At 69.3% G+C, this 23,848-nt stretch carries 19 protein-coding genes and 1 tRNA gene; 12 read left to right on the top strand and 8 right to left on the bottom strand.

Features of this window, described 5'->3' with window-relative positions:
* The first annotated feature begins 138 nt into the window (after positions 1-138).
* The 6 genes from hisC to STRIP9103_RS47480 all read left to right on the top strand — a co-directional run bounded on the left by hisC (position 139) and on the right by STRIP9103_RS47480 (position 10,245).
* Entirely contained in the window at positions 139-1,218 is a 1,080-nt protein-coding gene (hisC, locus tag STRIP9103_RS34570) for a histidinol-phosphate transaminase (protein WP_009329223.1), read from the top strand.
* Between the two features lie 220 nt (positions 1,219-1,438).
* Positions 1,439-2,947: a cytochrome ubiquinol oxidase subunit I gene (locus STRIP9103_RS34565; protein ID WP_009329243.1), complete on the top strand. Its 1,509-nt coding sequence runs from the start codon at positions 1,439-1,441 to the stop codon at positions 2,945-2,947.
* A 27-nt stretch (positions 2,948-2,974) separates the two neighbouring features.
* The gene (cydB, locus tag STRIP9103_RS34560) at positions 2,975-3,979 is read left to right on the top strand and encodes a cytochrome d ubiquinol oxidase subunit II (RefSeq protein ID WP_009329316.1); all 1,005 of its coding nucleotides are present in this window, start codon (positions 2,975-2,977) and stop codon (positions 3,977-3,979) included.
* Between the two features lie 135 nt (positions 3,980-4,114).
* Positions 4,115-7,825, top strand: a complete 3,711-nt coding sequence (cydD, locus tag STRIP9103_RS34555; RefSeq protein WP_009329310.1) for a thiol reductant ABC exporter subunit CydD — start codon at positions 4,115-4,117, stop codon at positions 7,823-7,825.
* A gap of 436 nt (positions 7,826-8,261) precedes the next feature.
* Complete coding sequence (locus tag STRIP9103_RS34550) at positions 8,262-9,326, top strand: M23 family metallopeptidase (protein WP_048821519.1); 1,065 nt, start codon at positions 8,262-8,264, stop codon at positions 9,324-9,326.
* 44 nt (positions 9,327-9,370) lie between these two features.
* Positions 9,371-10,245 (top strand): IS5 family transposase gene (locus STRIP9103_RS47480; RefSeq protein ID WP_411572367.1). Its coding sequence is split into 2 segments (ribosomal slippage): positions 9,371-9,760 and positions 9,763-10,245, totalling 873 coding nucleotides; the frame shifts between segments, so codons are not numbered across the junction.
* Between the two features lie 31 nt (positions 10,246-10,276).
* Here STRIP9103_RS47480 and STRIP9103_RS34535 read toward each other — a convergent pair.
* The 7 genes from STRIP9103_RS34535 to STRIP9103_RS34505 form a co-directional block, all read right to left on the bottom strand.
* The gene (locus STRIP9103_RS34535; protein ID WP_009329261.1) at positions 10,277-11,146 is read right to left on the bottom strand and encodes an HAD family hydrolase; all 870 of its coding nucleotides are present in this window, start codon (positions 11,144-11,146) and stop codon (positions 10,277-10,279) included.
* A 205-nt stretch (positions 11,147-11,351) separates the two neighbouring features.
* Positions 11,352-12,254, bottom strand: a complete 903-nt coding sequence (locus tag STRIP9103_RS34530; protein WP_009329272.1) for an LLM class flavin-dependent oxidoreductase — start codon at positions 12,252-12,254, stop codon at positions 11,352-11,354.
* A gap of 152 nt (positions 12,255-12,406) precedes the next feature.
* Positions 12,407-12,955, bottom strand: coding sequence for an RNA 2'-phosphotransferase (locus tag STRIP9103_RS34525; RefSeq protein WP_086019360.1), 549 nt, complete (start codon positions 12,953-12,955; stop codon positions 12,407-12,409).
* A gap of 123 nt (positions 12,956-13,078) precedes the next feature.
* A complete protein-coding gene (locus tag STRIP9103_RS34520) occupies positions 13,079-14,035 on the bottom strand; it encodes a MerR family transcriptional regulator (RefSeq protein WP_086019359.1) in 957 nt (318 codons plus the stop codon).
* A gap of 126 nt (positions 14,036-14,161) precedes the next feature.
* Positions 14,162-15,109, bottom strand: coding sequence for a metal-dependent hydrolase (locus STRIP9103_RS34515; protein WP_048821518.1), 948 nt, complete (start codon positions 15,107-15,109; stop codon positions 14,162-14,164).
* Entirely contained in the window at positions 15,109-16,893 is a 1,785-nt protein-coding gene (locus STRIP9103_RS34510; RefSeq protein ID WP_009329260.1) for an SDR family oxidoreductase, read from the bottom strand. Before STRIP9103_RS34510 ends, STRIP9103_RS34515 begins: the two co-directional genes overlap by 1 nt.
* Positions 16,890-17,738, bottom strand: a complete 849-nt coding sequence (locus STRIP9103_RS34505; RefSeq protein WP_048821503.1) for a M24 family metallopeptidase — start codon at positions 17,736-17,738, stop codon at positions 16,890-16,892. The genes STRIP9103_RS34510 and STRIP9103_RS34505 overlap by 4 nt, the downstream gene beginning before the upstream one ends.
* 428 nt (positions 17,739-18,166) lie before the next feature.
* On the opposite strand from STRIP9103_RS34505, the gene STRIP9103_RS34500 reads away from it, so the two are divergent.
* From STRIP9103_RS34500 to STRIP9103_RS34480, 6 genes are all read left to right on the top strand, one after another.
* Complete coding sequence (locus STRIP9103_RS34500; protein ID WP_048821502.1) at positions 18,167-19,156, top strand: ABC transporter ATP-binding protein; 990 nt, start codon at positions 18,167-18,169, stop codon at positions 19,154-19,156.
* Complete coding sequence (locus tag STRIP9103_RS34495; protein WP_009329301.1) at positions 19,146-20,084, top strand: ABC transporter permease subunit; 939 nt, start codon at positions 19,146-19,148, stop codon at positions 20,082-20,084. Before STRIP9103_RS34500 ends, STRIP9103_RS34495 begins: the two co-directional genes overlap by 11 nt.
* The gene (locus STRIP9103_RS34490) at positions 20,081-20,992 is read left to right on the top strand and encodes an ABC transporter ATP-binding protein (protein WP_009329268.1); all 912 of its coding nucleotides are present in this window, start codon (positions 20,081-20,083) and stop codon (positions 20,990-20,992) included. Before STRIP9103_RS34495 ends, STRIP9103_RS34490 begins: the two co-directional genes overlap by 4 nt.
* 10 nt (positions 20,993-21,002) lie before the next feature.
* Complete coding sequence (locus STRIP9103_RS34485) at positions 21,003-21,722, top strand: ABC transporter permease subunit (protein ID WP_009329221.1); 720 nt, start codon at positions 21,003-21,005, stop codon at positions 21,720-21,722.
* Positions 21,723-22,119: 397 nt separating this feature from the next.
* Positions 22,120-22,443: an SGM_3592 family protein gene (locus tag STRIP9103_RS53605; RefSeq protein WP_408995608.1), complete on the top strand. Its 324-nt coding sequence runs from the start codon at positions 22,120-22,122 to the stop codon at positions 22,441-22,443.
* 280 nt (positions 22,444-22,723) lie between these two features.
* Positions 22,724-22,810: transfer RNA gene (locus STRIP9103_RS34480), tRNA-Ser, on the top strand.
* Between the two features lie 128 nt (positions 22,811-22,938).
* On the opposite strand, the gene STRIP9103_RS34475 is transcribed toward STRIP9103_RS34480, so the two are convergent.
* Positions 22,939-23,763, bottom strand: a complete 825-nt coding sequence (locus tag STRIP9103_RS34475) for an HAD family hydrolase (RefSeq protein WP_048821516.1) — start codon at positions 23,761-23,763, stop codon at positions 22,939-22,941.
* Positions 23,764-23,848: the final 85 nt, after the last annotated feature.

Here is a 23,848-nt window from a genome sequence, read left to right as displayed (position 1 = left end):
TCCTGGGACGGAAGAGGTACGAACACGAGGTGACGGACGCGGTGCGGGCACCACATGGATGTGGTTGTCCACAGGCCATTCGCAGGCGCGCGGAATCCTCATAAAGTGAGGAGCATTACGTCGACGAGGAGGACTGCGGTGAGCGAGACGAGCCCCAAGCTGCGAGCCGAGCTGGAGGGTATCCCCACCTACAAGCCCGGCAAGCCGGCCGTGGCGGGCGGTCCGGTGGCGTACAAGCTGTCCTCCAACGAGAACCCGTATCCGCCGCTGCCCGGCGTGCTGGAAGGTGTGACCGCGGCGGCCACGTCGTTCAACCGGTACCCGGACATGGCCTGCACGGGCCTGATGAACGAGTTGGCGGATCGCTTCGGGGTGCCCGTCACGCACCTGGCCACGGGTACCGGCTCGGTCGGTGTCGCCCAGCAGCTGCTGCAGGCCACCGCGGGGCCCGGCGACGAGGTGATCTACGCCTGGCGGTCGTTCGAGGCGTACCCGATCATCACGCAGATCAGCGGGGCCACGTCCGTGCAGGTGCCGCTGACGCCGGGCGATGTGCACGACCTGGACGCGATGGCGGACGCGATCACCGATCGGACTCGGCTGATTTTCGTCTGCAACCCCAACAACCCGACGGGTACGGCGGTCCGCCGCTCGGAGCTGGAGCGATTCCTCGACCGCGTGCCTGGTGATGTGCTGGTGGTGCTGGACGAGGCGTACCGCGAGTTCGTGCGCGATGCCGAGGTTCCGGACGGCGTGGAGTTCTATCGCGAGCGGTCGAACGTCTGCGTGTTGCGCACCTTCTCCAAGGCATACGGCCTTGCGGGCCTTCGAGTGGGCTTTGCGATCGCTCACGAGCCGGTGGCTGCGGCGCTGCGCAAGACGGCCGTGCCGTTCGGGGTGAGCCAGATCGCCCAGGACGCGGCGGTCGCCTCCCTGCGTGCCGAGGACGAACTCCTCGGGCGTGTGGGCGCGCTGGTCTGCGAGCGGAACCGGGTCGTCGAGGCGCTGCGCGCCCAGGGCTGGACGGTGCCGGACACGCAGGCGAACTTCGTGTGGCTGCGGCTGGGGGAGCGGACGGTCGACTTCGCGGGTGTCTGTGAGCAGGCCGGCGTTGTCGTACGTCCGTTTCCGGGTGAGGGTGTGCGAGTGACGATCGGCGAGACCGAGGCCAACGACATCTTCCTCAAGGTGACGGAGAGCTTCCGCAAGGACCTCTAGACCGCCTCTGACCAGGGGGTTCGGGGATTTCCCCGGGCCCCCTGATTTGTTTGGTCCGAGCTCTTGCGTTTCGGGGCACCCCCACTCTCACGCCTCGAACGGCCATGCGTCATAATTGCTTGTGAATGTGAACGCGTTCACAAGCGCGTCCCGATTGCCCTGTGATGTGCGTGACAAGCGGGGCAAACTGCCGCAGTGCCACGGCATGTAAGGAGAAGACGTGGACCTCGCTCTGGCGCCGGAGACTCTGGCGCGATGGCAGTTCGGCATCACCACCGTCTACCACTTCCTCTTCGTCCCGCTCACCATCTCGCTGGCCGCGCTCACAGCCGGCCTGCAGACCGCGTGGGTGCGCTCGGGGAAGGAGAAGTACCTCAAGGCCACCAAGTTCTGGGGCAAGCTCTTCCTGATCAACATCGCGATGGGTGTCGTCACGGGCATCGTGCAGGAGTTCCAGTTCGGCATGAACTGGTCCGACTACTCCCGCTTCGTCGGTGATGTCTTCGGGGCCCCGCTCGCCTTCGAGGCACTGATCGCCTTCTTCTTCGAGTCCACCTTCATCGGGCTGTGGATCTTCGGCTGGGACAAACTGCCCCAGAGGATCCACCTGGCCTGCATCTGGATGGTCTCCATAGGCACGATCCTGTCGGCGTACTTCATCCTCGCGGCCAACTCCTGGATGCAGCACCCCGTCGGCTACCGGATCAACGAGGCGAGGGGCCGCGCCGAACTCACCGACTTCTGGCTCGTCCTGACCCAGAACACCGCTCTCACCCAGGCCTTCCACACCCTCTCGGCAGCCTTCCTCACCGGCGGCGCCTTCATGGTCGGCATCGCCGCCTTCCACCTGGTCCGCAAGAAGCACATACCGGTGATGAAGACCTCGCTGCGGCTCGGCCTGGTCACCGTGGTCATCGCCGGCCTGCTCACCGCGATCAGCGGTGACCTGCTCGGCAAGGTCATGTTCAAGCAGCAGCCCATGAAGATGGCCGCCGCTGAAGCACTGTGGGACGGCGAGGCACCCGCACCCTTCTCGGTCTTCGCCTACGGCGATGTCGACAAGGGCCACAACAAGGTCGCCATCGAGATCCCCGGCCTGCTGTCCTTCCTCGCCAACGACGACTTCGACTCGTACGTCCCCGGCATCAACGACGTCAACAAGGCCGAACAGCAGAAGTACGGGCCCGGCGACTACCGGCCCAACATCCCCGTCGCCTACTGGGGCTTCCGCTGGATGATCGGCTTCGGCATGGCGTCCTTCACCATCGGCCTGATCGGACTCTGGCTCACCCGTAAGAAGTTCATGCTGCCGCAGCATCTGCGGGTCGGCGAGGACGAGGTGCCGCATCTCGCGCTGCTGCCGGGCAAGGCCCTCGGCCCGACCCTCACCAAGTGGTACTGGCGCATCGCGATCCTGACGCTGGGCTTCCCGCTGATCGCCAACTCCTGGGGTTGGATCTTCACCGAGATGGGCCGTCAGCCTTGGGTGGTCTACGGCGTGCTGCGCACCGAGGACGCGGTCTCCCCCGGTGTCTCCCAGGGCGAGATCCTCACCTCGATGATCGTCTTCACCACGCTGTACGCCATCCTCGCCGTCGTCGAGGTCAAGCTGCTCGCGAAGTACGTCAAGGCCGGTCCGCCCGAGCTGACGGAAGCCGATCTCAACCCGCCCACGAAGATCGGCGGCGACCCCCGTGACGCCGACAAGCCGATGGCCTTCTCGTACTAGGCAGCACCGGGCCAAGGGAGCACAGTCATGGAACTTCACGACGTCTGGTTCGTCCTCATCGCCGTCCTCTGGATCGGCTACTTCTTCCTGGAGGGCTTCGACTTCGGGGTCGGCGTCCTCACCAAGCTGCTGGCGCGCAACCGTCCGGAGAAGCGGGTCCTCATCAACACCATCGGGCCCGTCTGGGACGGCAACGAGGTGTGGCTGCTCTCGGCGGGTGGCGCGACCTTCGCTGCCTTCCCCGAGTGGTACGCCACGCTGTTCTCCGGCTTCTATCTGCCGCTGCTGCTCATCCTGGTCTGCCTGATCGTCCGCGGAGTCGCCTTCGAGTACCGGGCGAAGCGGCCCGAGGAGAACTGGCAGCGCAACTGGGAGACGGCGATCTTCTGGACCTCGCTGCTCCCCGCCTTCCTGTGGGGCGTGGCCTTCGCCAACATCGTGCGCGGGGTGAAGATCGACCGTGACTTCGAGTACGTGGGCAGTGTCGGAGACCTGCTCAACCCGTACGCCCTCCTGGGCGGACTTGTCACCCTGACGCTGTTCACCTTCCATGGAGCGGTGTTCGTCGGGCTCAAGACCGTCGGGGACATCCGGGAGCGGGCTCGGAAGCTGGCGCTGCAGGTCGGGCTGGTGACGGCCGGGCTGGCGCTTCTCTTCCTGCTCTGGACGCAGGTCGAGAAGGGCGGCGGCGCCTCGCTGGTCGCGGCGGTCGTGGCCGTCGCTGCGCTCGTGGTGGCACTGATGGCGGTGCGCGCGGGGCGCGAGGGCTGGGCGTTCGCGTTGTCGGGGATCACCATCGTGGCCGCGGTCGCGATGCTCTTCCTGACGCTCTTCCCGAATGTCATGCCGTCCTCGCTGAACGAGGAGTGGAGCCTCACGGTGACCAACGCCTCATCGAGCCCGTACACCCTGAAGATCATGACGTGGTGCGCGGCGATCGCCACACCGGTTGTGATGCTCTACCAGGGGTGGACGTACTGGGTGTTCCGCAAGCGGATCGGCACGCAGCACATCGCCGAGCCGGTGCACTGAGTCCGGTTCCGTGCACTGGGTCCCGTCCTGTGCATCGAGTCCGGCAAGAGGTGTGTTTGACGATGTTTCACGTGAAACACGCCTCCTCGTGCCGAAGAGTCATGTTTCACGTGAAACATGGCTGCTGAGAAGAGGATGTTTCACGTGAAACCGATCGACCCGCGACTGCTGCGATATGCCCGTGCCACCCGTCTTTTCCTGGTGGCGGTCGTCGGCCTGGGTGTCGTCGGGGCCGCACTCGTCATCGCGCAGGCGATGCTCATCGCTGACGTGGTGGTCGGTGCCTTCCAACACGGGATGTCGATCGCCGAACTCGGGACTCCCCTGTCTCTGTTGGCGGCCGTCGCGGTGGGTCGGGCGCTGGTCTCCTGGCTCACCGAGCTCTCCGCTCACCGGGCGAGGGCGGCGGTGAAATCGGAGCTGCGGGGCCGCTTGCTGGAGCGGGCCGCCGCGCTGGGGCCCGGGTGGCTGAGCGGGCAGCGCACGGGCTCGCTGGTCGCCCTCGCCACCCGTGGCGTCGACGCGCTCGACGACTACTTCTCGCGCTATCTGCCGCAGTTGGGCCTCGCCATCGTCGTGCCCGTGGCGGTGCTCGCGCGGATCGTCACCGAGGACTGGGTGTCGGCGGCGATCATCGTCGGCACACTGCCGCTGATCCCGATCTTCATGGTGCTCATCGGCTGGGCCACGCGCTCGCAGATGGACCGACAGTGGCGAATGCTGTCACGGCTGTCGGGTCACTTCTTGGATGTCGTCGCCGGGCTGCCGACGCTCAAGGTCTTCGGCCGGGCCAAGGCGCAGGCAGAGTCGATCAAGCGGATCACCGGGGAGTACCGGCAGGCGACGATGCGCACGCTGCGGATCGCGTTCCTGTCGTCCTTCGCGCTGGAGTTGCTCGCGACGATCTCGGTCGCGCTGGTCGCGGTCACCATCGGAATGCGCCTCGTGCACGGCGAGATGGACCTGTACATCGGGCTGGTCATCCTCGTTCTGGCGCCGGAGGCGTATGCGCCGGTGCGGCAGGTGGGGGCGCAGTTCCACGCCGCCGCCGAGGGCGTCGCGGCAGCCGAGGAGATCTTCGAGGTGCTGGAGACGCCCTTGCCGACCTCCGGGACCGGGGTCGTGCCGGCTTCCCATGCCCTCCGCTTCGAGGGGGTGACCGTCCGGTATTCGGGGCGGTCGTACGACGCTGTCGCTGACGTGTCCTTCACGGTGGCGCCCGGCGAGACCGTGGCTCTCGTCGGGCCGAGCGGGGTGGGCAAGTCGACGCTGCTGAACGTCCTGTTGGGGTTCACGGAGCCCACTGGGGGCCGGGTGCGGGTCGGGGGAGCCGATCTCGCCTCACTCGACACTGAGGAGTGGCGTTCGCGGGTCGCCTGGGTGCCGCAGCGGCCCCACCTGTACGCCGGGTCGATCGCGGAGAACCTGCGGCTGGCCCGTCCGGACGCGGATGACGCGGCGGTACGGCGGGCGCTGGCCGACGCGGGGGCGCTGGAGTTCGTGGACGCGCTGCCCGCCGGGGCCGACACAGTTCTCGGTGAGGACGGCGCAGGTCTCTCCGCTGGGCAGCGGCAACGGCTGGCCCTCGCCCGGGCGTTCCTCGCGGACCGGCCCGTGCTGCTCCTCGACGAGCCGACGGCCTCGCTGGACGGGGAGACCGAGGCGGAGGTCGTGGAGGCGGTACGGCGGCTGGCGGTGGGCCGGACCGTGCTGCTGGTGGTGCATCGGCCGGCGTTGCTGGGGGTCGCGGATCGGGTGGTGCGGCTGGAAGCGCGGGCCGTTGAGGCCCCTCCCACCTGCCTGCCTTTTTCAAGTACCGGTTCCCTAGGGCCCTTCGAGGACGAAGCAGAGCAGATACCCGGGCCGGTCGACGCTCGGGGAGCGGCAGCCGAGCTGATCTCCGACGCGAGCGTGGCCTCGACGGTCGGCCCTGGTGTGAACGCTCGTCCCAACGGGCTCAAGACGACTGACCGTCATGCAGATGCTCGCCGCGATGTGGCTGGTACGGCCGATCGTGGTGCTGAGGACCTGTTCGACGCGGCTGAGACGGATGCCCGCAGCGTGGGTGCCCGTCCCGGCGCGTCGGCCATCGTGCCTCAAGGCGGGGTGCTCGCCCGTGTCCGCCGCATGGCGGATCCCCGGCGGAGTCGTCTCGCCCTCGCCCTGTTGCTCGGGAGCCTTGCCCTGGGCAGTGCCGTCGGGCTGATGGCGACGTCCGGGTGGTTGATCTCGCGGGCCTCTCAGCAGCCTCCGGTGCTGTATCTGATGGTCGCCGTGACGGCCACGCGGGCGTTCGGGATCGGGCGGGCGGTGTTCCGGTACGCGGAGCGGCTGGTGTCGCACGACACGGTGCTGCGGATGCTGGCCGACACGAGGGTGGCCGTCTACCGGCGGTTGGAGCGGCTGGCGCCCGCCGGGCTGCGGACGACGCGGCGGGGCGATCTGCTCTCGCGTCTGGTCGCCGATGTGGACGCCCTGCAGGACTACTGGGTGCGGTGGCTGCTGCCCGCCGGTGCCGCGGTGGTCGTGTCCGCCGTCTCTGTCGGGTTCACGGCCTGGCTGCTGCCCGAGGCCGGAGCCGCCCTCGCGGTGGGGCTGCTCGCCGCCGGAGTCGGGGTGCCCCTGGTGACCGGGGCCGTGGCCCGTAGGGCGGAGCACCGGTTGGCGCCCGCTCGTGGCGTGCTGGCCACGCGTGTCACCGATCTGCTCACCGGCACCGCCGAGTTGACGGTCGCGGGTGCTCTTCCCACGCGTACCGCCGAGGTGCGTCGGGCCGACCGGGCGCTCACCCGGATCGCCTCCCGCGCCGCCACCGCCACCGCGCTCGGCGACGGGCTCACCGCGCTCGTCTCCGGGCTCACCGTCGCCGCCACCGCGCTCCTGGGCGCACAGGCTGTCGTCGACGGACGGCTGAGCGGCGTGGCCATGGCCGTCGTCGTCCTCACCCCGCTGGCCGCCTTCGAGGCGGTGCTGGGGCTGCCGCTCGCCGTCCAGTTCCGCCAGCGGGTACGCAGGAGCGCGGAGCGCGTGTACGAGGTGCTGGACGCCCCCGACCCCGTACGCGAACCGGAGGAGCCCGTCGAGGCGCCGGTGTCGCCGTTCCCGCTCAGGCTCGAAGGGCTCGGCGCCCGGTATGCCGGGCAGGACCGGGACGCGCTCACCGGGGTGGACCTCACCCTCGAAGAGGGCCGCAGGATCGCCGTGGTCGGCGTCTCGGGGGCCGGGAAGACGACCCTCGCGCAGGTGCTGTTGCGGTTCCTGGACGCGCGCGAGGGGACGTACACGCTGAGCGGTGCGGACGCATACGCGCTCGACGGGGACGACGTACGGCGGGTCATCGGGCTGTGTGCCCAGGACGCGCACCTCTTCGACAGCTCCGTGCGCGAGAACCTGCTGCTGGCCCGGAAGGACGCCACCGAGGCGGAGCTGCGGGACGCGCTCGCGCGGGCGCGTTTGCTGGACTGGGCCGACGAATTGCCGGACGGGCTGGACACGTTGATCGGCGAGCACGGGGCGCGGCTGTCGGGCGGCCAGCGTCAGCGGCTCGCCCTCGCTCGTGCGCTGCTGGCCGACTTCCCGGTCCTCGTCCTCGACGAGCCCGCGGAACACCTCGACCTGCCGACGGCCGACGCCCTCACCGCCGACCTGCTGGCCGCGACCGAGGGCCGTACGACCCTGCTGATCACCCACCGGCTGGCCGGGCTGGAGGAGGTGGACGAGGTCGTCGTGCTGGAGAAGGGGCGCGTCGCGCAGCGTGGGACGTATGCCGAACTGGCCGCCGTGGACGGACCTTTGCGGGCGATGGTCGAGCGGGAGGCGGCGGGGGAGCTGCTGGCGGGGATTTGAACGCCTTGAGCCGGGCCGGACGGGACTCGGGTGAGCGCTCGGTCGGGAATCCTGCCTCGGTGCCTCGGTGCCTCGGTGCCTCGGTGCCTCGGTGCCTCGGTGCCTCGGTGCCTCGGTGCCTCGGTGCCTCGGTGCCTCGGTGCCTCGGTGCCTCGGTGGGGTGATGGCGTGGTGGGGCGAGTGGGCCGGTAGACGGCCGGGTGCGCGGCTGACCTGGGCTCGTCTTCGTGGCCGGCCTTGGTGTCTGGCCCGGCTGCCGGGTCTGGCGCCCTGTCAGCCGTCCGGTGACACGGTCCCCTTCGCAAGGCTCCTCGCCGAACGCGGTGGTGGAGGCTCCCTGTTCGGCCGACCTTCCTGGTCCGTACGGGGCACTCTGTCCCCCGGCTGTACGACCTGAACAGGACCTGGGGCATAGGTGCGGGCCACGATCGCTGGCATGCGTTCATCTCGCCGACATCGGCTGCTCGTCGCCGTACTGCTGTGTGCCGCCGTGGTTCTCGCCGCCCGGCCGACAGCGGCCGGGAGCGATGGTGGCGGACCCCCAGGTGCCTCCCGTGACGCCGGGGTCAGCGCCCAGGTGGCGCGGCTGTTCGAGGACGCGGCGGTGGCGACGCAGCAGTACGAGGCCGGGCGGAAGGCGGCGGACGCAGAGCGGGCGCAGGCGCGGCGGCTGGAATCGCTGCTCACCCGGGAGCGGCGGAACATCGCGGCGCTGAACGCGGACCTCGGCCGGATCGCGCGCGCCCAGTACCGCGCGGGTGGCGGCGTGCCGTATACCGCGCAGATGCTGCTCGCGGAGGACCCGAAGGAGCTGATGCGGGGGCAGCGTGCCGTCTGGCAGGCGGATCTGGTGTTTGACCACGCGGTGTCCAGGAGCCGTCGTGCCGAGGCGAGGCTGGCCGCGGACGAGGCGAAGGCCGCGGTGGCATGGCGGGCGCTGCAGCGGCGGAACATCGAACTCGCCGGGATCAAGCGGGAGATCCGGCAGAAGCTGGAAGAGGCGCGGTGGACGCTGCAGGGGCAGGCCGACGCGGCGGTCGCGGCCGGTGCCTGCCGGGGCGCCGCCCGCTTGAACCAGCCGAAAACGGGCCGCACCAGAGCGTGGGTCGCGCCCGTGGAGACGTACGAGCTCTCCGCGAGTTTCGGCGGCGGCGGTGAGCACTGGGCCAGTCGGCACACCGGACAGGACTTCGCGGTGCCGATCGGTACACCGGTGCGGGCGGTCGGCGAGGGACGGGTGGTGAAGGTGTCGTGCGGGGGAGCCTTCGGCATCGAGATCGTCGTCCAGCACAGGGACGGCTACTACACGCAGTACGCGCACCTGGCCGCCGTCACCGTCGACCAGGGCGAACGGGTGGCGCCCGGGCAGTGGATCGGCCAGTCGGGCACCACCGGCAACTCCACCGGGCCACACCTGCACTTCGAGGTACGGGTCACACCGGAACTGGGGTCGGGCGTGGATCCCGTGCCGTGGCTGCGCAAGCGCGGGGTGCAGCTCTAGGGTGCGTTTCATATGTGGATCTTGATGTGTCAAGATCCCACTTCGTGGGGCGGCATGATCTGACGAATACACAGTGGGCGAAGCTGGAGCCCCTGCTCCCGGTCGGCAAGAAGCCTGGACGGCCACCGGTGCACACCAAGCGGCAACTGATAGACGGCATACGGTGGCGCACCCGCGCCGGTGCTTCCTGGCGGGACGTGCCCGAGCGCTATGGCCCGTGGGAGACGGTCTACGGCCTGTTCCGCCGCTGGCAGCGGGACGGCACCTGGCACCGCATCTTCGAACAGCTGCAGGCCCAGGCCGACGCCGAGGGACTGATCACCTGGGACGTCTCGGTGGACTCGACCATCGCCCGCGCCCACCAGCATGCGGCCGGCGCCCGCAAAAAGGGGATCTGCAGATCGAGCCGCCAGGCGGTGTGTTCATCGAGCCCGACGACCACGGGCTCGGACGCTCCCGGGGCGGGCTGACAACCAAGCTCCACCTGGCGGTCGAGCAGGCCCAGAAACCGATGTCGCTGGTCATCACGGCAGGACAGCGCGGTGATTCCCCGCAGTTCCAGGTGGTCTTGGGCCGCATCCGGGTGCCCCGGCTCGGGTCGGGCCGCCCGCGCACCCGGCCGGACAAGGTGCGTGCCGACAAGGCGTACGGCTCCCGCGCGAACCGTGCCTACCTGCGCAAGCGCGGTATCCGCTGCACGATCCCGGAGAAGCGCGACCAGATCGCCAACCGCAAGAACCGCGGCTCCCACGGCGGCCGGCCACCTAAGTTCGACAAGGCCGACTACAAGGAGCGCCACGCGGTCGAGTGCGGAATCAATCGCCTCAAGCGGCACCGCGCTGTCGCCACGAGATACGACAAGTTGGCAGTTCGCTACGAGGCGACCGTGCTGGTCGCAGCCATCAACGAGTGGCTGTGACCAGCACTTTCAAAACGCACCCTAGGGCGTGTTACGGCCGCTTCGCCAGCAGGCGTTCGATGACGACCGCGACGCCGTCCTCGTTGTTGGCGGTGGTGCGGCCGGAGGCGGCGGCGATGACCTCCGGGTGTGCGTTGCCCATGGCGTACGACTGGCCCGCCCAGGTGAGCATCTCGATGTCGTTCGGCATGTCACCGAAGGCGACGACCTCCTCGTGGGAGATGCCGCGCTCGGCGCAGCACAGGGCGAGGGTGCTGGCCTTGGAGACGCCCGGGCCACTGATCTCCAGCAGGGCGCTGGGGCTGGAGCGGGTGATGGTGGCGCGGTCGCCGACGGCGATACGGGCGGTGGCGAGGAAGTCGTCGGGGTCGAGCGAGGGGTGGAACGCGAGGATCTTCAGCACCGGTTCGTGGTCGGCGACACCGCCTGGGGCCAGCAGTTTCTCGGCCGGCGCCAGGGTGTCGGGGATCTCCATGTGGAGCTTCGGGTAATCGGGCTCCTGGTTGAAGCCGTACGTCTGCTCGACGGCGTACACGGTGCCGGGTGCGGCGTCGCGCAACAGTCGTACGGCGTCGAGTGCGTTCTCACGCGCCAGTTCGCGGATCTTGACGAAGCGATGGGCGCCGGGGCCGCCGTGCAGATCGACCACGGCGGCGCCGTTTCCACAGATCGCGAGGCCGTGGCCGTGGACGTGCTCGCTCACGACGTCCATCCAGCGGGCGGGGCGGCCGGTGACGAAGAAGACCTCGATGCCCGCCTCCTCGGCGGCGGCGAGGGCGGCGACCGTGCGGGGGGAGACGGACTTGTCGTCTCGGAGCAGGGTGCCGTCGAGATCGGTGGCTATCAGCCGGGGCGGGACGGTCGGGGCCGGGGTCTCGGGCTGTCTCGTCGCTGAGGTCACGGACCCCATTGTCGCGCATATGCGCGCACGGCCGTGCGGACGGTCGCACGGGTGAATGATTACGGCCGCTTGCCTGCGCCGCTGCTTGCCTCTGTGACCTGCGGCGATACGACTCGTCACCCTATGCCGCTGTGACCTGTCGTACATGACTCGGTCCTGCGGACCCGGGGCTCGTCGTCCATGTCCCGGCCAGGCCGTCCGGGGCTCAGGACAACTGGGCCGGGGCGTCCATGGCGATCCGCTCGAAGACCTTCTCGCTCGCCGCGAACTCGGAGTCCGGGATGGGCCAGTGGATCACCAGATCGGTGAAGCCCAGCTCCGCGTGTCGGCCCGCGAAGTCCACGAACGCGTCCAGCGACTCGAGCGGTCGGCCGCGGTCCGGCGTGAAACCGGTGAGCAGGATTTTGTCGAGGGCAGCCGCGTCCCGGCCGATCGCGGCGGCCGTGTCGGCCAGCCTCTCGATCTGCCCGCGAATGGCCTCGACCGACTGCTCAGGGGTGCCCGTCTCGTACAGCTTGGGATCCCCGGTGGTCACCCACGCCTGCCCGTACCGCGCCGCGAGTCGCATTCCGCGCGGCCCGGTGGCGGCCACCGCGAAGGGAAGCCGGGGGCGCTGGACGCAGCCGGGGATGTTGCGGGCCTCGTGGGCCGAGTAGTAGTCGCCCTCGTACGACACCGAGTCCTCGGTGAGCAACCGGTCGAGCAGGGGTACGAACTCGGCCAGTCGGTCGGCACGCTCGCGCGGGGCCCATGGCTCCTGGCCGAGCACGGTGGCGTCGAAGCTGGTGCCACCGGCGCCGATGCCGAGGGTGACCCGGCCGCCGGAGACGTCGTCGAGGGAGATCAGCTCCTTGGCGAGGGTCACCGGGTGCCGGAAGTTCGGCGAGGTCACGAGGGTGCCGAGGCGCAGATGGTCGGTGACGGCGGCTGCGGCGGTCAGGGTCGGTACGGCACCGAACCATGGTCCGTCCCGGAAGCTTCGCCACGACAGGTGGTCGTAGGTGAACGCGGCGTGGAAACCGAGCTGCTCGGCCCGCTGCCACATGGCACGGCCGCCTTCGTGCCAGCGGATGTACGGCAGGATCACGGTGCTCAGACGCAGACTCATGCTTCGAGCCTAAGCGGAGTCGGCGGGTCCGCCGACCGGGCGGGTCGGGCCGGGTCGAGTCCGACTGGATGACCAGGTCAAGGCGGGGGCAGATCGGATCCGACGGGCTGATCAGGTCGGCTTCGGGTCGGTCATGCCAGAGTCGGCCTGGTTCAGTGCGACTCCGGGAATCGCAGGTACTTCGGCGGCACGGCCTCGGTCAGCCACACTCCGTTGTCGCTGACGCGGAAGACGTGGCCGTCGCGGTGCATGGCGCCGGCGTCCACGGAGAGCACGACGGGGCGGCCTCGGCGGGCGCCGACCCGGGTGGCGGTCTCGCGGTCGGGCGAGAGGTGCACATCGTGCCGGTTCATCGCGCGCAGTCCCTCGGCCCGGATCGCGCCCAGGTAGGCCGCCACTGTGCCGTGGTAGAGGTACGGCGGCGGGGTTGCCGGGGACAGGCCGAGGTCGACCTCGACGGTGTGGCCCTGGTTGGCACGAATCCGGTTGCCCTCGACGGCGAAGCGGCGCTTGTCGTTGGCCTCGACCACATGGTCGAGTTCCGCTCTGGTGAAGCGGAAGCCGTGGGCGGTGGCTGCCGCGATGAGCGTGTCGATCTCGACCCAGCCGGCCTCGTCGAGCGTGATCCCGATTCGTTCCGGCTGATGTCGCAGGTGCTTCGAGAGGTATTTCGACACCTTTACGGTGCGTCTTTCATCCATCTCGCCAGCGTGCCCGGCGAGACGCGCGTCACGCATCTGATTTTGCTCCGGATGTTTGATCCACAACCAAGTGTAGTTATCCACAAGGGAATTGAAGATTCTGTGGACAACTCGGCGCCCGAATCAGGGTGATTGATGAAGTTCGCTTGTTTCGTGACTGTTTGCTGTGAGCGCGTCCAAGGTGCGTGACTGTACCTCCCGTTCGGCCGCCGCAGTGATGAACGCCGAAACCTGCTCGGGGCCAACGAGCTTCTCCACAGCCCGTCTTGTGGACGAGGGGACCCGCACCGAGCACGACTCGTCCGGGGGCTCGGCAGGGGTTTCCGAACCGAGGTGCCGACGCAGCTGCCGGGTGGCCAACAGGCGCATCGCCCGGGCGAGTTCGGCGTCCACCGTCTGCTGGGCGAGCGGTCGCAGTCGTCGTACGAGTGCCGCCGCCTCGTCCGCGTCGGTCTCGGTCGGCGGCTGGTGCTGCCCGAGGTAGCGCGCGAACACATGCTCGGTGGTGAAGTCCAGGAAACGGGCCGCGATGTGCTCGACCTGCCCTCTCAACTCCCTTAGATGACCCGCGATGGCGGACAGTGGAACACCGGCCGCGTGCAACTCGGCTGCCACGGACAGCTCTTGGGGGCTCGGTACGAGGAAGAGGTCCTCCTCGCCGGGCACAGGCTCCAGTACGCCCAGCTCGACCGCGTCCGCCACCGCCGCCTCGTCCGGAGCGCCGCCGAACCGCTCGACCAACTCGGCCCGCGAGATCCGTACGGCCTCCTCGTCGGTCCAGGGTCCATCGACCTCCGCGACCAGGCCGAGCACCCCACCGAGGCCGCGGCCCGTGTCCCAGGCTTCCAGGAGTTCCTTGATGGAGGCCAGGGTGTAGCCGCGGTCGAGGAGGTCGGCGATCTGGTGCAGCCGGGTCAGATGGGCGTCCGAGTACACGTTTGCCCGGCCGCGCCGCTCGGGGCGGGGGAGCAGCCCGCGGTCCTGATAGGCGCGGATGGTCCGCACTGTCGCGCCGCTGCGGTGCGCCAGGTCCTCGATGCGGTACCCGGCCCCGGCCGGTTCGTCGTTCACGCTCCTCATGCCTCCTTCTGCCTCCGTGCGCTGCCAACAGATGTGCCGTCCTCGCGCGTTGTCCGTCGCCGCGCTGTTTCCCGGTCCCGGTCGCCTTCGGCGACCACGCCGTCCTGCGTTTTTGACCGGGCTGTCCTACGTCGCCGCCCGTGCGACGACGCCCGCCGCTGTACGTGCCGCAGGTGACTGCGCCAGATACTCGACCGCTCTCCGCAGAGAGCCCTCCTGCGACGGGTGGTAGGAGCGGCGCAGATAACGGGGGACTGCCGCGCCGAGCTCTTTCCAGGTGGGCAGCAGGCCCTTGCGTACGGCCCTGTTGTGCGCGGTGAGGGAGTAGCGCACGCGTCCGGCGAGCTGCGGGTCGTGACGTATGAGATACACGGCGCCCCATGCCCAGAGGTAGAGCATCACCGGTGCCGTGACCGCCATGCCCGCGACCCGGCGGGCGTAGCGGGCCCGACCCCGGCCGCCGCAGTGCTGGTACATGTCGAAGGCGACCGTGCGGTGTTCGACCTCCTCGGCGCCGTGCCAGCGCAGCAGGTCGAGCATGACCTCGTCGGCCCCGGCCCGGTCGAGCCCCTCGGCGGCCAGTACCCAGTCGCCGAGCACCGCTGTGAACTGCTCTATCGCCGCGATCACCGACAGCCGGAAGCACAGCCATTCACGCGGCGGTATCGGTGCTCCCAGGGGAGGTTTCTCGCCGAGCAGCTTCTCGAAGAGGAAATCGACGTACTTGGTGAAGTCCGCGGTGTCGAGGCGCTGCGCCGCGAGATGGTCCAGCGCATACGCGTGCTGCACGCTGTGCGTGGCCTCCTGACCCATGAACCCCTTCACGTCCTTGAGGAGTTCGGGGTCCCTGACCAGCGGAAGTCCCTCCTTGAAGACCTTCACGAACCACCGCTCCCCCGCCGGCAGCAGCAGATGCAGCACATTGATGACGTGGGTGGCGGTGGGCTCGTCGGGGATCCAGTGGAGCGGGGTCTTGTCCCAGTCGAAGGAGACCCTGCGCGGGGCGATCTTGTGGTGCTCCGCCTCGTAGTCGGATGGGTCCGCTTCGCACGCGTGGTGCTCGTGTCGGGGAATCACAGCGGCGGCTCCAGCCGGGCAAGGGTGCGCAGTGCTCTCGGGGCGAAACGGGACATGAGACGGCCGCCGCGGGCTTCCGGGGTGACGGGGACGACCGCCTGGTTGCGTACGATCGCGCGCAGGACGGCGTCGGCGACCTTCTCGGGTGGATAGTTCCGCAGCCCGTACAGCCGTGCCGTCTTCCGCTGCCGGCGCTTCTCCTCCTCGGCGTCGACGCCGGCGAAGCGCGCGGTGGAGGTGATGTTGGTGTTGACGATGCCGGGACAGATCGCCGACACCCCGATGCCCTGACCGGCCAACTCCGCACGCAGACATTCGCTGAGCATCAGTACGGCCGCCTTGGAGGTGCTGTACGCGGGCAGTGTTCTGGAGGGCAGATACTCAGCCGCCGATGCGGTGTTGACGATATGGCCGCCCTGCCCGCGTTCGACCATCTGCCTGCCGAAGAGCCGACAACCGTGGATGACACCCCACAGGTTGACGTCGAGGACCTTCCGCCAGTCCTCGGGAGTGGTGTCGAGGAAGGACCCCGAGAGCCCGATCCCCGCGTTGTTGACCAGCACGTCCACCACGCCGTACTCCGCGGCGACTCTCTCGGCGAGTTTCTCCATGGCCTGCTCGTCCGAGACGTCGACCGTCTCAGCCCAGGCTTCCGGGGCGCCGACCAGCCGGGACAGCTCCGCGGTGCGGGCCGCGCCCTCCGCGTCCCGGTCGACGGCGATCACACGGGCGCCGGCCTCGGCGAACGCGAAGGCGGTGGCCCGGCCGATACCGCCCGCCGCGCCGGTGACCAGCACCAACTGCCCGCCGAACCGGTCCGCGTACTTCCCGGTCGCCACCGGCGCGGGCCGCCCGCCCTCGGTGGCCGTGACGAACTCGGTGATCCAGGCCACAAGCTGGTCGGGGCGGGTGCGAGGAATCCAGTGCTTGGCGGGGAGGGTGCGGCGGGTCAGCCGAGGGGTCCACGACTCCAGGTCGTCGTAGAGCTGTTCGGAGAGGAATGGATCTCCCAGGGGTGTGATCAGCTGCACTGGCGCGTGTGCGTACGCGTCGTCGCGAGGTCTGGCCAGGCGCGCTCGGATGTTGTCCCGATACAGCCAAGCGCCGTGTGCCGCGTCCGTGGGCAGCGACGGTGTGGGGTAGCCGCCCGAGGGCAGCTTCTCGGCCCGCCGGAGCATGGCGGGCCACGTCTTGCCCAGGGGGCCGCGCCAGGCGAGTTCGGGCAGCACAGGTGTGTGCAGCAGGTAGATGTACCAGGATTTGGCGCCCTGGCCGAGGAGTTGACCGATCCGGCGCGGGGTCGGTCGCCGCACGCGCCGTTTGATCCAGTGGCCGAGGTGATCCAGAGAGGGGCCGGACATCGAGGTGAAGGACGCCACGCGGCCCTCGGTTCGCTCGACCGTCACGAACTCCCAGCCCTGTACGGAACCCCAGTCGTGCCCCACCAGATGCACGGGCCGGTCGGGGCTGACCACATCCGCGACCGCCAGGAAGTCGTTCGTCAGCTTCTCCAGCGTGAAGCCGCCGCGCAGCGGACGCGGCGCCGTCGAACCGCCGTGGCCGCGCACGTCGTACAGCACCACGTGAAAGCGCTCGGCCAGCCGTACGGCGACCTCGGACCAGACCTCCTTGGAGTCCGGGTAGCCGTGTACGAGCACTACGGTCGGCTGCTGGGGATCGCCCAGCTCGGCGACGGCCAGCTCCACCCCGTCCCCGCGCACCCGTCGCCGCCGCGCGCCTTCGAGCCGCACCCCGCCCGTCACGTGTCCTTCTTCGCTCATCGGCCCTTCTCCTCCGCCCATCGCCGTACGTGCGGCAGGTCGTCGTCCAGCCAGAACGCGCTCTCCTCGGGGTCGCGGGAGTCGGTGACGACCAGGATCTCCTCGAACTTCGCGCCCGTGCCCCGGAAGCCGAGGTGCGGCTCGACCGCCCACAGCCCCGGCTGCGGTGGATGGTCGGAGAACCGGTACGGCGACCACAGCGGCGACCAGCCGTCGCGGTGTCCGTGCAGCGCGTCGGCCGCCAGGCCCTTCAGCGACTGCACGCCGAACCCGAAGACATGCGGGGACCAGCGCCCTTCTCGCACCCGGTCCACTTTGTGCGCGATGACGCCGAAGGGATACGCGCGATGCCTGTTGGCGTATCCCTGGCGGACCATCAGCCGGTCCACATCTTCGTAGATCTCCCGCAGCGATCGTCGTTCTCGCACCTCGCGCAGGATCAGCTCGCGGTGCGCTTCCAGGTCCGCCATCAGCCTGTCGTGCAGAGGACTGGGGCCGAGGCAGCCCGAGTACCCGATGTCCGCCGTGCAGCCCTGGTATATGGGGGCCAGGTCGAGAATGAACGGCATGCCCGGCTCCAGCCGGCGGTCCGTGGGGAAGAACTGCAGCGGTATCCGGAAGTTCGCGAACGCCGTGCGGTCGCCGAACCAGGCGAAGGGCAGATGGAACCAGTCCCGCACGCCACGCTCGCGCAGCCAGCGGCGCTGCATCCGCGCCGCCTCACGCTCGGTCACACCCGGCTTCAGCTGGGCCGCGACCGCTTCCGCGCACTCGTACGCGAGCGCCTGCACCTTCCGGAAACTCCGCAGCTCCGCCGCGCGTTCGCCTGTCACCGCCGAGGTCATGCCACCATCCCCACCCGTCTCGGTTGGCTACCGTCCGTGTTCGCAATGTGACACTGATGAATGTGACAGTCGTTGGAGGCTGAGTCAATAGGGGCGTGCCGCGCCTGTGGAAAACTCGCGGGCGCGGAAGTGGAGGCCGGAAGCGGGGCGGAATCCGTTGAAGAGCCGAGGGCACCAAACGGCGAAGCCGGTCGTTCCACCTCACAGCGACCGGTCGGCGTTCCGCCTCGCGACCGTCGTCGGTGTCCCGGCTCGCCGCGAGCGCCGACGCTCGGTCCGGGCCCGCCGTTGTTCGACCTCAGGGCGACCCCTAGGGGAACCGAGGGTGGATGCCCCCTACGGGCCCGTACGACTCGAGAGTGATACGGAGACAGCTCTGCGGGGTGACGACCGCCACGTCCCCCGGCCCTAGTGTCGAAAACGTGACTGTGATCGCGACTGAAAGCCTGAGCAAGCGGTTCCCGAGGGTGACCGCTCTTGACCGGCTCTCCGTGGACATCGGACCCGGTGTGACGGGACTCGTCGGTGCCAATGGCGCCGGCAAGTCCACACTGATCAAGATCCTTCTGGGTCTGTCCCCCGCCTCGGAGGGGCGTGCCGAGGTGCTCGGACTCGACGTCGCGAGCAACGGCGGCGCCATCCGGGAGCGCGTGGGATACATGCCGGAGCACGACTGCCTGCCCCCCGACGTCTCGGCCACCGAGTTCGTCGTGCACATGGCCCGCATGTCCGGCCTCCCGCCGACCGCCGCGCGCGAGCGCACCGCGGACACCCTGCGCCACGTCGGCCTGTACGAGGAGCGGTACCGCCCCATCGGCGGCTACTCGACAGGCATGAAGCAGCGGGTGAAGCTCGCCCAGGCCCTGGTGCACGACCCGCAGCTGGTCTTCCTGGACGAGCCGACGAACGGCCTGGACCCGGTCGGCCGTGACGAGATGCTCGGCCTGATCCGTCGCATCCACACCGACTTCGGCATCTCGGTCCTGGTCACCTCCCATCTGCTCGGCGAGTTGGAGCGCACCTGCGACCACGTCGTCGTGGTCGACGGCGGCAAGCTCTTGCGATCCAGCTCCACCAGGGACTTCACACAGAGCACGGCAACCCTCGCGATCGAGGTCACGGACACCGACGAGCACCCCGACGGCACTCGCGCGCTGCGTGAGGCGCTCCACGCGCGCGGAGTGACCGTCTCGGACGGCAGCGGCCTCCCGGGTGCCGGGCACATCCTGCTGCTCACCGCCCAGGGCGAGGAGACATACGACCTGATCCGCGACGTCGTCGCCGACCTGGGCCTCGGCCTGGTCCGCATGGAGCAGCGCAGGCACCACATCGCCGAGGTGTTCAAGGACAGCGACGAGCAGGCGATTTCCCAGCGCACGCAGGATGCCTGGAAGGAGGCGGTCGGCCATGGCGGTTGAGCAGACCCGGACACAGGTTCCGGCCCTCGCCGGTGAACAGCCCGCGCACGCGGGCGAACAGAGCCGTATCCACAACATCGGCTACCGCAGCTACGACGGTCCCCGCCTGGGCCGCGCCTACGCCCGCCGCTCGCTGTACTCGCAGTCCCTGCGCGGCGCGTACGGACTCGGCCGCTCTGCCAAGTCCAAGGTGCTGCCGATGCTGCTCTTCGCGGTGATGTGCGTACCGGCGGCCATCATGGTGGCGGTCGCGGTGGCCACCCAGGCCAACGACCTGCCGATCAAGTACACCGACTACGCGATCATCATGCAGGCCGTGATCGGCCTGTATGTCGCCTCCCAGGCACCCCAGTCCGTCTCGCGCGACCTGCGCTTCAAGACGGTGCCGCTGTACTTCTCGCGCCCGATCGAGACCGCCGACTACGTACGTGCGAAGTTCACGGCGCTGGCCTCGGCGCTCTTCATCCTCACCACCGTGCCTCTGATCGTGCTCTATGTGGGCGCGCTGCTGGCCAAGCTCGACTTCACCGATCAGACCAAGGGATTCGCACAGGGACTGGTGTCCGTGGCACTGCTGTCGCTGCTCTTCGCCGGCATCGGTCTGGTGATCTCGGCGGTCACCCCGCGCCGCGGCTTCGGCATCGCGGCCGTCATCGCCGTCCTGACCATCTCCTACGGGGCCGTCTCCGTCGTCCAGGCCATCGCCGACGTGCAGTCCAGCACGGAAGCGGTGCCCTGGCTCGGCCTCTTCTCGCCGATCACACTCATAGACGGCGTACAGACGGCGTTCCTCGGCGCCACCTCCAACTTCCCCGGCGGGCACGGTCCCTCCGGCGGGCAGGGAGTCGTCTACCTCCTCATCGTCCTGGGCCTCATCGCCGGCTGCTACGGCCTGCTGATGCGCCGCTACCGAAAGGCCGGGCTGTGACCACGCTCAACATCGACCACGTCTCGCGCTGGTTCGGCAACGTGGTGGCGGTCAACGACATCACGATGACGATCGGCCCCGGCGTCACCGGCTTGCTCGGCCCGAACGGCGCCGGGAAGTCCACCCTCATCAACATGATGGGCGGCTTCCTCGCCCCCTCCACGGGCACCGTCACCCTCGACGGCCAGCCGGTGTGGCGCAACGAGCAGATCTACAAGCACATCGGCATCGTCCCCGAGCGGGAGGCGATGTACGACTTCCTCACCGGCCGCGAATTCGTCGTCGCCAACGCCGAACTGCACGGGTTGGGGGCGGTGGCCGCCCAACGGGCGCTCGCCACGGTGGAGATGGAGTATGCGCAGGACCGCCAGATCTCGACCTACTCCAAGGGCATGCGGCAGCGCGTGAAGATGGCGTCCGCGCTGGTCCACGAGCCGTCGCTGCTCCTGCTGGACGAGCCCTTCAACGGCATGGACCCGCGCCAGCGCATGCAGCTCATGGATCTGCTGCGGCGGATGGGAGACGAGGGCCGCACGGTGTTGTTCTCGTCCCACATCCTCGAAGAGGTGGAGCAGTTGGCCGCCCATATCGAGGTGATAGTCGCCGGACGGCATGCGGCGAGCGGCGACTTCCGGCGCATCCGCCGCCTGATGACCGACCGCCCGCACCGCTATCTGGTGCGCTCCAGTGACGATCGGGCGCTGGCCGCCGCACTGATCGCCGACCCGTCGACCGCCGGCATCGAAGTGGACCTGACCGAGGGCGCCTTGCGTATCCAGGCCGTCGACTTCGGCAGATTCACGACGCTGTTGCCCAGGGTGGCCCGGGACCACGGCATCCGGCTGCTCACTGTCTCGCCGTCGGACGAGTCCCTCGAGTCCGTCTTCTCGTATCTGGTCGCGGCGTAGGAGGCCGAAGATGTATGACCCCACAGTCGCCCGGCTGACCTACCGAGCCCTGCTCGGCCGACGCCGAGCCCTCATCCTCGGCGCGCTGCCCCTGCTGCTGATCGTGATCTCCGTGGCCGTGCGCGTGCTGAGCGGCGCCGACGACCAGGTGGCCGCGGACCTCCTCGGCGGATTCGCGCTCGCCACGATGGTGCCGATCATCGGCGTCATCGCGGGAACGGGCGCGATCGGGCCGGAGATCGACGACGGCTCCGTGGTGTATCTGCTGGCCAAGCCGGTGAAGCGGCCGACGATCATTTTTACGAAGTTGATCGTGGCGATCGCGGTCACCATGGCGTTCTCCGCGATACCGACGCTGCTCGCGGGCCTGATCCTGAACGGCAACGGGCAGCAGATCGCGGTCGCCTACACGGTGGCGGCGCTGGTCGCCTCGATAGCGTACGCGGCGATGTTCCTGCTCCTCGGCACGGTGACCCGGCACGCGGTGGTCTTCGGGCTCGTCTACGCGCTCGTCTGGGAGGCCCTGTTCGGGTCGCTGGTGGAGGGTGCGCGCACGCTCAGCGTTCAGCAGTGGGCGCTCGCCGTGGCCCACAAGGTCACCGACGGCGATCTGATCACCTCCGAGGTGGGGCTGCCGACCGCGGTGATCCTGCTGACGGTCGTCACGCTGGGCGCGACCTGGTACGCCGGGCAGAAGCTGCGGACGCTGAAGCTGGCCGGGGAGGAGTGACGGCAACCTCCGGGGTGCGCAGCCCCGGAGGGTCGCCTCTCTCGGTTTTGACAGGGGTCTCTCGGTCTTGACGGGGGCTTCACGCACGTCCCGGCACACTGGGCAAGAGGGGGACGAACGGGCATACATGGCCAGGAAGGGCGGCCAGGAGTCAGGAGGAACGGGGATGGCGACGGAGGCAACGCCCAACGACGGTGAAGGGCAAGGCGCGGCGACCGGAGGCGCGGCTGGGGGCGGCTCGGGTGCGGAGTTTGAATCCGCTGTCGGGATGGGGCCGGGCGCCGAGCCTGGAACCAGTGCCGGGGCCGGGACAGACGTCGAGGGTGGAGCCGGCCTCAGGAGTGGGGCGGGTTGCGAGGGTGGGCCGGGTCGCTTGAGCGTGGTCGGGTCCGGCGATGTGGCCGGATCCGGTGCCGGGGCTTCATCTGAGGAGGGGGCCGCGTCCGGGTCCGGTGCCGGGGGCGAGGTCGGCGTCGGTTCAAAGGGTGAGGTCGGTGCCGGCTCCAACGGTGGCGGCGCGGCCGGGGACGGCTGGGATGACGTCGTGTTGGACCAGGACTTCATACGGGCCGCGGAGGCGGCTGAGCCGTCGGCGCGGGCTCGGATGCTTGCGGCGCGTTGGCGGGAACAGGCTCCGGATCCCCAGCCGTGGCGGTCGGATGAGCCGCCTGCCGGGTGGTTCTTCAGCAAGGCGCGGCGGCGCAGGTGGCGGCGTCGGTGACCGTGCCGCGCGGCGGACGGGCGGGCGGTGGTTATTCGGTGGCGGTCGACTCGGCTTCTGGGCAGAGTGGTTGATGTTCGGGTCGCCGGATCGGATCGGCGTCATGAACTGGGAGAGGAACTCGGCGATGTCGCTCATCGGGCGCTGTACGCGGAGTTCCCGACAGGGTAGCCCGCAGCGGGTTCCGGAGTAGTTACTCCTCCGTCGAGTCCGCCACCAGGGTGCTGCCCGGGGCGGCCGCTTCGAGCACGCGAGTCAGCTTCGCGTGGGCCGCCCACCCGGAGGATTGGCCGAGTGGTAAGGCACCGGCTTGCTGAGCCGTGGTCGGGTGTGGACGCCCGCGCACGTTCGAGTCGTGCATCCTCCGCCGGATCGCTGTCGCTGTGACGTGGCCGGGTTTTGTGGCTGGGGTATGTGAGGGAAGGGCCCGGGTTGGGGCTGGGCGGGGCCTTGGTTGACAGGTGCCCGGTGGGTGGTTGGTAGCTCTTGGCGTTGCTAGGGCAGTAGGCGTTCCAGAACCTCAGCGATGCCGTCGGCCTCGTTGGAGGAGGTCACCTCGTCGGCGATGGCTTTGAGGGAGGCGTGGGCGTTGGACATGGCTACGCCGTGGGCCGACCAGGTGAGCATGGGGATGTCGTTGGGCATGTCGCCGAAGGCGATGGCGTGGGTGCGGTGGACGCCGAGGCGGCGGGCGGCCAGGGAGAGCCCGGTGGCCTTGGTGAGGCCGAGGGGGAGGAGTTCGACGATGCCCTCGCCTGCCATGGCGACCGTGACGAAGCCGCCGGCGGCTTGGCGGGAGGCTTCGGCGAGTTCGTCGGAGGTCAGAGTGGGGTGCTGGATGTAGATCTTGTTCAGCGGGGCCGCCCAGAGGTCGGTGACGTCCGTGAGCGGTGTGGTGGGGAGCGAGCCGTGCAGGGCGTAGCCGGGGCCGACCAGTATCTCGCCCTCCAGCCCCGCGCGGCTGGCGGCCAGGAACAGCGGGCCGACCTCCGCCTCGATCTTGGCGAGGGCCACGGCGGCGAGCTGCCGGTCCAGAGTCACCGAGGTCAGCAGACGGTGCTCCCCGGCGTCGTACACCTGTGCGCCCTGGGCGCAGACCGCCAGGCCCTGGTAGCCGAGGTCTTCGAGGATGTGCCGCGTCCAGGGGGCGGCTCGGCCGGTGACGACGATGTGGGCGGCGCCCGCCGCGGTGGCCGCGGCGAGTGCCTCACGGGTGCGATCGGAGATTGATTCGTCGGAGCGCAGGAGCGTTCCGTCGAGGTCGGTCGCGATCAGCTTGTACGGGAAGCCCGAGGGGCCGGAGGAATTCGGGGAGGCCACGGTGCCTGTGGAGTCCGCCGTGTTTGAGGGGGGTTCCGGCCGTATGAAGGTCCTGGGGGTCTTCAGGTCGTTCAGATCCTTCAGA

This window comes from Streptomyces ipomoeae 91-03, assembly GCF_000317595.1.
GTDB lineage: Bacteria > Actinomycetota > Actinomycetes > Streptomycetales > Streptomycetaceae > Streptomyces > Streptomyces ipomoeae.
This window is presented reverse-complemented; position numbering and strand designations above follow the sequence as displayed.